Below are 10,674 nucleotides of genomic sequence, written 5' to 3'. Positions count from 1 at the left end.
GGACGCCCGGACCGTGCTGGCGCCCGCCCGGCGGCCCCCCGCCCGGCGCCGGGCCGTGGGCGCGGCGGGCGTGGCGACGCTGGCGGTCGCGCTCGCCGGCGGCGGCACCGCGCTCGCGCTGCGGCCGGCACCCGCGCCGGTGCCGGCGCAGCAGCCGCCGCCCGTGCTGGCCACGGGGCCCTCCCCCGCGCCGGTGGTCGCGGCGCCATTGCCGGCCGCCCGCGCCGCGTACACCCACGGCGCCACGATGCGCGGGCTGCTGATGGCCGCCGTCCCGGCCGGCTACACCACCGCCGACTACCCGGTCAGCTACGACGAGGGCGTCGACCCGACGGTGGTGCTGCCGAACGAGCGGGTCCCCGCACCGGCCAACTGGCAGCTGAGCGTGGCGTTCGCCGGGGTGTTCCTGCGGCAGGGCGGCGCCGAAGGGCTGATCACCGCGTCGATCTGGGCAACGGCGAACCCGGTCGCGGAGGACTGCCCGCCACCGTCGTGCTCGGTGGTGACGGCCGGCGGGGTCAGCGTCGAGGTGCGGACCTGGATCGACGAGGGTGGCGTGCACATCGCCGCGACCCGGCGGCTGACCGGTGGGTCGCTGTCGGTCATCGCGAGCCAGGGCATGGCGACCGCCGAGGCGACTCCGGCGGCTGTCCGGCCCGCGCTGCCTGCCCTGCCGTTCACGACCCAGCAGGTCGCGGCGCTCGCCCTCGACCCGGCGATGCTGCAGTTCCCGTAGCGGGAGGACGGAGCGACGGTGCCCGCCGGGGCCGCACCCCGGCGGGGCACCTCCACTCGGGTTAGCTTCCGCAGATCAAGTAGAGGGTCAGGTTCCAGTTGCCGGCGTAGCCGCTGTGGAACTCGTCGGCCGCCGCCGACATGTCGTCGCTGCTGTAGACGTTCAGCACGGACGGCAGCACGTTGCCCTGGCCGCTGTCGATCGCGAACCCGCCGCCGAAGGTGCCCTTCGGGCCCGTGCTCTCGTCGCAGTGCCAGTTCAGCGACTGGTGTGCCGTGCTGGCGAGCGGGCCGGTGTCCCACGACACCAGCTGCAGGCCCGCGGGGGTGTTCGCACAGATGGCGTACGCGGTGAGGGTCCAGCCGCTGTGTGCGCTGCCCGGGACGCGGTACGCCCTGGCGGTCACCGACTTCAGGGTCGCCGACGGGACGATGTCGTCCAGCACGACCTCGCCCTGGCCGTTGTTCACCTTGGCGCCGGTGCCGATCACGCTCTTGCCCGCCGGGCAGGACGCTGTCGTGGCGGCGGCCGACGTGGTGGCGGCGGCCGACGTGGCGCTGATGCGCTGCCAGCCCGGCAGCGGGTCGGCGCACTGGGCCTTCACCGTCAGCGACCAGTTGCCCGCGTATGTGTCGACCTCGCGCAGGGTGGCGGTGAACCCCGAGCCGTCGGCGTTCGGCTCGAGCTGGTCGAGCCCGACCCAGCCCTGGGCCGCCGGGTTGGCGGTGAGGTACCCGCCGCCGCCGGTGACGACGGTGCCGGCCGGGCAGGCCTTCGAGTAGGTCTTGTCGCTGCTGTTCGCGGCCGTCGTGAAGCCGACCGTGACCAGACCCGCCGGGTCGGCCGAAGCCGGTGCCGGCCCGAGCGGGACGACGGCGGCGACCGCGACGACGGCGCCCGCGCCCACGGTGGCCAGGCGTCGGTGGATGTTCATCGGTGCCCCTTCCAGTTGAGGTGTGCCACCACGGTGGGCCCGGCCGCCCGGGCGCGCCGCCGAACCTGAACCCTGCTGAACATCGACGGTTGAACATTGTTGAACTGTTGGGTTTGCGCGGACGCCTTGCCAGAAAGCCTTATGTCCATCTATGAACGGTCGATGGCGGACGACCAGGCTGCGCCGGATCTTCCGGGGATGCTGCACCAGTTGCGGCGACGGGAGGCCCGGCGGAGGGGCGGCGCGGAGCTGACCTACCGGGACCTCGCCGCGGCCACCGGCTGGTCGCTCGGGATCGTCGCGCAGTACTTCTCCGGCAAGTCGTTGCCGCCCGTCGACCGGTTCGACGTCCTCGTCCGGCTGCTCGGCGCCTCCCCCGCCGAGCAGGGCGTCCTCGCCGCCGCGCGGGACCGCGCGGAGGACCACCGCCGCCGGGCCACCGGGCCGGTCCGGGTCCAGGAGCCGGCGCGGCGGGCCGAGGTGCGGCTGCTCGGACCGCTGGAGGTGGCCGGGCCGAAGGGCTCGACGGCCCTGTCCGGGGCGCGCCAGCGGGCCCTGGTCGGCGTGCTGGCGCTGGCCGCCGGCCGGGTCGTCACGCAGATCCGGCTGCTCGACGCGCTCTGGGCGGAGGCGCCGCCGCGGACCGCCGTCGCCACGCTGTACAGCCACGTCGCCCGGGTCCGGCAGTCCCTCGACGCGTGCGGGCTGCCGGGCGTGCTGCTCACCCGGGGCCCGGGGTACCTGCTCGCGGTCCGGCCCGACGACGTGGACGCCCACCGCTTCGAGCGATGGGCCGCCGAGGCCCGCCGGGCGCTGGCCGCCGGTCAGGTGACCGAGGCGGCGAGCCGCCTGCGCCTGGCGCTGGCGCTGTGGCGCGGCGAGGCGCTCGCCGACGCGGACCCGGTGGGCTGGGTCTCGGCCGAGATGGGCCGGCTGCACGAGCTGCGGCTCAGCGCGCAGGAGGACCTGTGGGACGCCTGCCTGCGGCTCGGCGAGCACGCCGCCGCCGTCGACGAGCTGGAGAAGGCCCTCGTCACCCATCCGGTGCGGGAGCGGCTCGTCGAGCTGTCGATGCTCGCCATGTACCGGTGCGGCCGGCACACCGACGCCATCGAGGCGTACCAGCGGCTGCGCGGCCGGCTCGCGGAGCGGCTCGGGGTGGAGCCCGGTCCGCGGGTGGCGGCGCTGTACGCGTCGGTCCTGCGCCGGTCCCCGGTGCTCGATCTCGAGGTCCCCCAGCCCGGGGTGACCACCCCGGCACAGCTGCCGCCGCGGGTCGGCCACTTCGTCGGGCGCACCGCCGAGCTGTCCGCACTCGACGGGCTCCTCGGCGGCCCGTCGCAGGTCGGGGTGGTGTGCGGCCCGGCCGGCATGGGCAAGACCGCCCTGGCCGTGCAGTGGGCGCACCGGGCCGCCGGCCGGTTCCGCGACGGGCAGCTCTTCCTCGACCTGCGCGGTCACGACCCGGCGACCGCGACGCCGGCCGCCGAGGCGCTGGCCCTGCTGCTGCTCGGGCTCGACGTGCCGGCCGCGCAGATCCCGGCCGACCCGGCGGCGCTGCTCGGCCTGTACCGGTCGGTGCTGCACCACCGCCAGGTCCTCATCCTGCTCGACAACGCCGCGACTGCGGCGCAGGTGACCTCGCTGGTGCCGCCGTCGGCCGGCAGCCGGCTGCTGGTGACCAGCCGCCACCAGCTGACCGGCCTCACGATGGACCACGCGGTCACCCTCGTCGATCTCGACGTGCTCGCGGCCGGTGAGGCCCTGGCCCTGCTCGGCCGCGTGATCGGCACCGAACGGGTCGCGCGGGAGCCCGGCCCGGCCGCCGCGCTCGTCGAGCTGTGCGGCCAGATGCCGCTGGCCCTGCGGATCGCCGCGGCCAAGCTGACCGTCCATCCGCCGCGACCGATCGCCGAGCTGGTCGCCGCGCTCGCCGGTGCCGACCGGCTGGCCACCCTGGCGGTCCCCGGCGACTCCCGCAGCGTCCGGACGGTGTTCACCAGCGCCTACGAGGCGTTGAGCCCGCCGGCCGCACGCGTGTTCCGCCGACTGGGCCGCCACCCCGGCGCCACGTTCACCGCCGCGCTGGCGTCCGCCGTCGCCGGCGTCCGCGAACCCGAGGCGCGGCAGGCCCTCGGCGAGCTGCTCGGCGCGCATCTGATCGCGGACACCGGCGGTGACCGGTTCCGGTTCCACGACCTGATCCGCCTGTACGCCGCGGAACGGGCCGGGCCGGACGACGCGGCTGCCGCCGACCGGCGCATCGTCGAGTGGTACCTCGTCGCCGCCGACGCCGCGAACCGCGTCTGCGACCCGGCGCGAGACCGGGCCGGGGCGGTGGCCGCCGAACCGCCGGTCGAGGTGCCGTTCCCGCTGGACCGGGGCCACGCCCTGGCGTTCCTCGACGCCGAACGAGCCAACCTGCTCCCTGTGGTCCGGCACGCCGCCGAGCACGGGCACAACCGCGCGACCTGGCAGCTGGCCTATCTGCTGACCGGCTTCCACATGCTGCGCGGCTGCTGGCCCGAGCAGCTCGAGACCTACCGCCAAGGCCTGGCCGCCGCCGGGCGCGCCGACGACCTGGCGGCGCAGGCGCTGCTGCGCGGCCTGCTCGGCATGGCCCTGAACACGGCCGGACGGCACGAGGAGGCGCTGGAGCACCTACCGGCGGCGCTCGCGTTGCTGCGTGCCGTGGGGTACCGGCGCAACGAGGGCCTGGCGCTGAACAACATCGCCGTGGCCCACTGCGAGCTGGGCCGGCTCGACGCGGCGGCGGGCGCGTTCGGCCAGGCACTGGACCTGCACCGCACGGACGGCCACCTGCCGGGTGTCGCCCTCGCCCTGAACAATCTCGGTCACGTGTACACCCGGATGGGCGAGCCGGACCTCGCGCGCGAGCACCTCTGCCGGGCGCTCGCGCTCGCCCGCGAGATCGGTGACGCGCCCATGGAGGCGCTGACGCTGACCAGTCTCGGCGAGATCCACCTGGCCGCCGCCGACCACGAGGGCGCGCTCGAACAGTTCACGGCGTCGCTGGCGATCCGGCGGAGGATCGGCGCCCGGGGCGTGGAGGCCGAGACGCTCAGGTTCATCGGCCTCGCCCACCTGGGTCGCGGCGACCGCGCGGCCGCCGCGACCTCGTTCCGCCGGGCCCTGGCGCTCGCCCGCGAGCTCGCCGACCGGCACCTCGAGTCCGTCGTCCTGGCCCACCTACGGACCGTCGATGGTGACCACGGCCTCCGCGTCGACGACGACGCCAGCCGAGACAGCGACGATCCGCACCGTGAACCAGCGGCTCGGGGTGCCGGCCGGGCGCGGTAGCAGCGTCACCTCGAACGGGACCCGGGTGGCCCCGGCCGGCACGGTCTGCGTCCGGCCGGCGACCGCGACGTAGTCGACGCCCGCCTTGGCCGTGCCGTCGCCGGTCTGCCACACGTAGGTCAGCGGCGGCCTCGGCGGCGGTGGCGGCGGAGGCGGGCAGAAGTACCCGTGACCCAGCATCGGCACGATGGGCACGACGGCGTCGTCCGCGGCCCACCCCAGGTCGGGCCCGTCGTCGTCGAGGATGCGCCCGGTCGCCGTGCCGTGCCGCACGACGACCCCGCCGCCGGCCGCGGTGAGCCGCACGGTGAAGTCCTCGAGCGCGGCCTCGCGCATCTGGTCGTCGGCGATCCTCGCCACGATCGACCGCTCGCCGGTGTCACCGGCGGCCCAGCGCAGCACCCCGCCCGCCAGCGCGAAGTCGGCCGCCGGCAGGGCGCTGCCGGCCGTCACCGTGTACCCGACCTCGCCGGCGGCGGCACACCCGCCCGACTCCACCACGAACGTCAGCGTGCCGGCCCGCTCCCCGGCCGTCACCATCGGCTGGACGTCGACCGTGCGCCGGCAGGGCTCGGCGGCGGCGCTCCGCCCGGGCGGTGCCGGCGCGACCGCGACGGCGAGGGACACGACGGCACCTGCGGTGAGTGCCTGCCTCAGTCTTGGCGTCATGCACCGCATCCTCAGCCACCGGCCTTGTGCCGAGCTTGTGGAGGGCTGCCTGCCGGTCTCCCTGCCCGGCGCGGACATCGGATTCCTAACCGTGTGTCGCAGGTTCGAATCCTGCCGGGGGCACGTCACAGAACTGCAAAACCGCAGCGCGTTCGGCCGGTCACTAATCGTGGATGCCAACTTCGCGCTTTGAGCGATCGAGGATGCCCCGGCGAACTGCCCGGGGCATCCTCTCGTTCAACCCGACGATCGGCACCCGTGCGGATCGCGGCACGAGCGGACGCGTGCGCGTTGTCCTTACACAAGGTCATACGTGGCGGCGCGCCGGTTGTCCTGTGTCGTGTTTACTCGTAGCCGTGGTCGATTGGTTGCAGCTGCAAGACCCGGGCGTCGAGGTCGCCGCGCTGCTGGATCGGGCGGAGCGGGAGCCGAGCACCGAGGTGTGGGAGCGACTCGACAAGCTGCTCATCGTCGAGGCGGAGTGCTGGTACTCGGCCGGCTTCGCCGCACTGCCGCGGTTGAGCGCCTTGGCGTACTCCGGCGCCGCGGAACACCGTGCACATGCGATCGACCTCGCCGCAATGATCGCGATGACGCTTCATCGGCATCACCGAGACGACGATCTCGTACGGGCGAACCCGGCCGCCCTCGCCACCCTGCACCGGCTGGCCGCGTCCCGGCTGCCGAGCATGTCCGGTGGCCAACTGCTGCGGTCGTTCCAGGCCGCGTGTGCGCTCGCCGGCTACACATTCTGGGCAACGATCAGCCTCGACTTCACCGACGAGCACTACCGGACCCACTGCCCGCACTGCGCGACGCCACTGATGATCGTGATCGGCGACTACGGCCACTATGCGGCGATCCGCGATCACGACGAGGGCGACATCCTGCGTACCCCGTTACATCCGGTGGAACCGGAGACCCTTCACGGTTTCCGGCGATGGATGCACGAAACCGCCGTCGCCTGTGGCGATCCGATCCTCGCGGACGGGTTGACGTACCTGTTCGGCGACGCAACCTGCAGTAGCTGCCACAGCGTCTTCAACGTCGCCGACTGGTACGAGGCCGAGAACAGCCCAGCTCAACCCATCGATCCGGTCATACCTCGCGTGGACCGGTCGACCTGAACCGCATCCTCACTTCGGCAATACAGGACGCTTGATCTTGTAGGGTGCGATGGACCGTTGACGGCCGCGGTGGGGCAGTACTCAACCACGTCCGCGAGGAGCTTCAGGTGGGGCCGACCTCGTAGAATGTATGTAGCCGGGGTCGCATTCCGATCACGGGAGGTGTGTCGTGGTAGACCCGCAGCAGCCCCAAAACGAACCCCAAGACCCGACGCAGGAGCGATCGCAGCCTGGCAAGCGGGGATATTGAACACCGCCGGGTGGCGGCTACTGGTGTGGTTTGTCATGGCGATTGCGGCATTGTGGCTGCTTGAGCAGTCCGGCGTCGTCGGGGTTTGGTGCTGGCGTCAGCGCCTGTGGCCCTGCTCAGGCGAGGCTTACGTCCCAGTCCGCTGGAGCGTACGCAAGCCCCGAAAGGGACTACAAAAGTTGCGGTCAGACCAGCCCTCGGGGAGTGGTCATGAAACGGCGCAAGACCGACGTCCGGGCCCTGCCGGCCAAGTCCGCCGGGGCGCTCGACGAGCGGTTCCAGGCGGCCACCCCGCTGCGGCGGCTGATGAACAAGGTCTTCCCCGACCACTGGTCGTTCCTGCTGGGTGAGATCGCGCTCTACTCGTTCGTCGTGCTGCTGCTCAGCGGTACCTTTCTTGGGCTGTTCTTCGACCCGTCGATGCGCGAGGTCGTCTACGACGGCAGCTACGCGCCCCTGCGCGGCGTGGAGATGTCGCAGGCGTACAACAGCACGCTGCAGATCTCGTTCGACGTGCGCGGCGGCCTGTTCATGCGGCAGATGCACCACTGGGCCGCGCTGCTGTTCGTGGCCGCGATCGTGGTGCACATGTTCCGCGTGTTCTTCACCGGCGCGTTCCGCAAGCCGCGCGAGGCCAACTGGATCGTCGGCATGCTGCTGTTCTGGATGGCCTTCCTGGAGGGCTTCGCCGGTTACTCGCTGCCCGACGACGCGCTGTCCGGCACGGGCCTGCGCATCGCGAGCGCGATCATGCTGTCGATCCCGATCGTCGGCACCTGGGTGACCACCTCGCTGTTCGGGGGTGAGTTCCCGGGTGAGGTGATCCTCGACCGGCTCTACATCGTGCATGTGCTGCTGGTCCCCGGCATGCTGCTCGCGCTCATCAGTGTGCACATGGGCCTGCTGGTGAAGCAGAAGCACACGCAGTGGCCCGGCCCCGGCCGGACCAACAACAACGTGGTCGGCGTGCGCATGTTCCCCGGCTTCGCGGCCAAGGCCGGCGGCTTCTTCATGATCGTGTTCGCCATGATGGCCGCGCTGGCCGGCCTCTTCCAGATCAACCCGATCTGGCTGTTCGGCCCGTACAAGGCGGCGGTGGTCTCGGCGGCGAGCCAGCCCGACTGGTATGTCATGTTCCTCGACGGCGCGGCCCGTCTCTTCCCGGCGTGGGAGATTCGGTTCCACTTGTTCGGTAACGGCTACACCCTCCCGCCGATCTTCTGGCCCACGGTTGTGCTGCCCGGTCTCCTGGCGATGTTGTCGATATTCTATCCGTTCATCGAGCAGCGGTTCTCGAAGGACAAGGCTGTCCACAACCTGCTGCAGCGCCCGCGGGACAACCCGTCCCGCACCGCGCTCGGGGCAATGGCCATCGCCTTCTACATGGTCCTGCTGGCCTCCGGCGGCAACGACGTGGTGGCCGACAAGTTCAGCATCAGCCTCAACGCGATCGTCTGGGCGGGGCGTATCGGCATCCTGATCCTGCCGCCGCTGGCCTACTACGTGACGTACCGGATCGCGCTGGGTCTGCAGCAGTACGACCGCGAGCTGCTGGTCCACGGCATCGAGACCGGCATCATCCGGCGCCTGCCGGACGGCCGCTTCGTTGAGATCCACCAGCCGCTCCCGGCGGCCGGCGACGGCCGAGGCGCCGAGGAGGAGCACGGCCCGGAGTACGCCGGCTGGGTGGTGCCGAAAAAGATGAACCGCGTCGGCGCGCTCGCCCCGCCGGTGAGGGGCTTCTGGTTCCCGATCGAGAAGGCCGCCCCGCCGAAGTCGGCCCGGCGCGAACTCGAAGAGCGCGAGGAGATCATCACGGGCCACAAGGTCGAGTAGTCGGGAGGGGTCTCACCGCTCGGCTCTCACAGATCTGGGGCGTAGCAGTTTCCCGTTACCCAGCTATTGTCATCCTGTCTGCAAGGCGGAGCGGACTCACCGCGACGCCCGTGAGCGCTTGGACGTGCTTCGCCGAAACCTTCATCGAGGTGCCGTCCGGTCTGCTCACCTCGACGTCGGCACGACGGGTACGCAACCGCTGCACCAGCGCGGTGGCAAACGCACCGATGCCGGCCGGTCCCAGCACCGCCACCAAGCCGTCGGTAGCGCCCCGAGCAACCAACCTGAGCGGCCAACACCACACCTCCACATTGAATTTGATCGATCAATATCGACCACATACCTAGCGCGGAGATCGAGGACGTCAACCAAGATCAGGTGCACGCTCATCGGCTCCTGATGAGTGCGGGCAGTCGTTGCCGGCACAACGAGAGCCATACCCGCGAGCCTCAACGTCCCGATCGCGAGGGAACGGAGCAGGGTCCGGAAGCACCAACCTGCAACTGCATCAGCGAGGCGAATCCCAGGTCAGGCCGATTATGTGCCCAGCTCAACATAGACGAAGCCGCGATCGAGCCGTGCAGGTTTGTCTCTAGCCGGGGGCACGTCACAGAACTGCAAAAGCACACCGCTACCGGCCGATCACTGATCGTGGAAGCTGGTTTCGCGCTTGAATAGATGATCGAGGGTGCCCCGGCCATTCGGCCGGGGCATCCTCGCGTTGACCCCGATGTAGGGTGCCGAACGCGCCCGGATCGCGGCATGAGCGGATACCCGTTGCGAGGCAGTAGGCCCCGGCTCGGTTGAGGATGACCTACCCGCCACGGCGAAGTACGCTGCGAGTTTGTGACCGGTGGTACCTGGGATCTGGACGATGTGCTGGTCGTGCTCGGCACGTCCTGGGGCGACTACGAGGTGACACTGGCTGAGTGGATGGCCGGAGGCCCGGGTCCTCGGCACGGGAGCAGGCCGGAGTCCGCACGATCTCGGTCGACGGGCGAAACATTGCCGCTGACGGTGATTCCGCTCGCGTACCGCAACGATCGCGAGTCCCGCGCCCTGATCGCGGCCGGCAGGATTGCGTCGCCGTGGCGGGACATCCCGTGGGACGTCGGCAACTGGGGCGAGCCGCCCTGTGAAGTACGCGGCCCGCGACCCTTTGACCGATCGGTGGCGGACCCAGAACGGATGGACCGCCTGGCCGCCAGCGTGCTGCGCGTTCTACCGCCCGCCCCTGTGGACGCAGAGGCCGCCCGTGCGGTGCTCGCCCAGGTGCCGGAGTTTGGTGAGGCGGCGCCTGGCATGGTGAGGCGGCTCGCGGTCGAGGCACGGTGGGAGGAGCTCGACGCGATCGTCCAGCTTGCCGCTGCCGCCGCGCTCGTGAACGTCGCCCCACTGTTGTGCGAGGTGCTTGACTCGGATGCCAGACCGCCCCACCCCGGACACCTCGTGGATGCGCTCGGACAGCTCAGGTACGACGACGACGCAGAGCTGCTGGAACGTCTGGTTGGACAGTTCGTGTACGCGGATGGGGATCTGTCCCTCGCTCGACGATGCATCCGCGCGCTGGCTGCGACTGGTAAGCCAAACTCGCGTGCAAGGCTGACGCTCATCTCCTGGCGGGACTGGCCAGGACCCATTCAACAGTGGGCGGCCCACGAGCTGGAGGCCAACGGTCAATACATCCCTCCACCAGGCCCTTGATCCGGACGGAGAGAAGGTCCGCGGACAGAGGCTGGTCCGACTGCATTGTTCAGCCATGATCACGTGCGCGCACATCGGCATGTCAGGCCACCGGTGG

At 71.3% G+C, this 10,674-nt stretch carries 7 protein-coding genes and 1 pseudogene; 5 read left to right on the top strand and 3 right to left on the bottom strand.

Features of this window, described 5'->3' with window-relative positions; translation table 11 throughout:
* Nucleotides 1-736, top strand: a pseudogene (locus ABD332_RS56105) (hypothetical protein); the annotation flags it as partial.
* 61 nt (nt 737-797) lie between these two features.
* Here ABD332_RS56105 and ABD332_RS56100 read toward each other — a convergent pair.
* Entirely contained in the window at nt 798-1,670 is an 873-nt protein-coding gene (locus ABD332_RS56100) for a hypothetical protein (protein ID WP_344514679.1), read from the bottom strand.
* A 162-nt stretch (nt 1,671-1,832) separates the two neighbouring features.
* On the opposite strand from ABD332_RS56100, the gene ABD332_RS56095 reads away from it, so the two are divergent.
* A complete protein-coding gene (locus ABD332_RS56095; protein ID WP_344514677.1) occupies nt 1,833-4,991 on the top strand; it encodes a BTAD domain-containing putative transcriptional regulator in 3,159 nt (1,052 codons plus the stop codon).
* On the opposite strand, the gene ABD332_RS56090 is transcribed toward ABD332_RS56095, so the two are convergent.
* Nucleotides 4,881-5,660, bottom strand: coding sequence for a Calx-beta domain-containing protein (locus ABD332_RS56090; RefSeq protein ID WP_344514675.1), 780 nt, complete (start codon nt 5,658-5,660; stop codon nt 4,881-4,883). The genes ABD332_RS56095 and ABD332_RS56090 overlap by 111 nt on opposite strands.
* A gap of 203 nt (nt 5,661-5,863) precedes the next feature.
* Here ABD332_RS56090 and ABD332_RS56085 point away from each other — a divergent pair, with 203 nt between their 5' ends.
* Together ABD332_RS56085 and qcrB are read left to right on the top strand one after the other, a co-directional pair.
* Complete coding sequence (locus ABD332_RS56085; RefSeq protein ID WP_344514673.1) at nt 5,864-6,787, top strand: hypothetical protein; 924 nt, start codon at nt 5,864-5,866, stop codon at nt 6,785-6,787.
* 460 nt (nt 6,788-7,247) lie between these two features.
* Nucleotides 7,248-8,873 (top strand): cytochrome bc1 complex cytochrome b subunit, encoded by a 1,626-nt coding sequence (qcrB, locus tag ABD332_RS56080; protein ID WP_344514671.1) that lies wholly within the window; start codon nt 7,248-7,250, stop codon nt 8,871-8,873.
* 55 nt (nt 8,874-8,928) lie between these two features.
* Here the strand turns inward: qcrB and ABD332_RS60365 are convergent, their stop codons facing one another.
* The gene (locus tag ABD332_RS60365) at nt 8,929-9,177 is read right to left on the bottom strand and encodes an effector-associated constant component EACC1 (RefSeq protein ID WP_425552461.1); all 249 of its coding nucleotides are present in this window, start codon (nt 9,175-9,177) and stop codon (nt 8,929-8,931) included.
* A gap of 542 nt (nt 9,178-9,719) precedes the next feature.
* On the opposite strand from ABD332_RS60365, the gene ABD332_RS56075 reads away from it, so the two are divergent.
* Complete coding sequence (locus tag ABD332_RS56075) at nt 9,720-10,577, top strand: hypothetical protein (protein WP_344514669.1); 858 nt, start codon at nt 9,720-9,722, stop codon at nt 10,575-10,577.
* The last annotated feature ends 97 nt before the right edge of the window (nt 10,578-10,674 follow it).

Source organism: Dactylosporangium maewongense (genome assembly GCF_039531485.1).
Lineage (GTDB): Bacteria > Actinomycetota > Actinomycetes > Mycobacteriales > Micromonosporaceae > Dactylosporangium > Dactylosporangium maewongense.
Note: the sequence above shows the minus strand (reverse complement) of the source record. Positions and strands in the feature narration are given on the sequence as shown.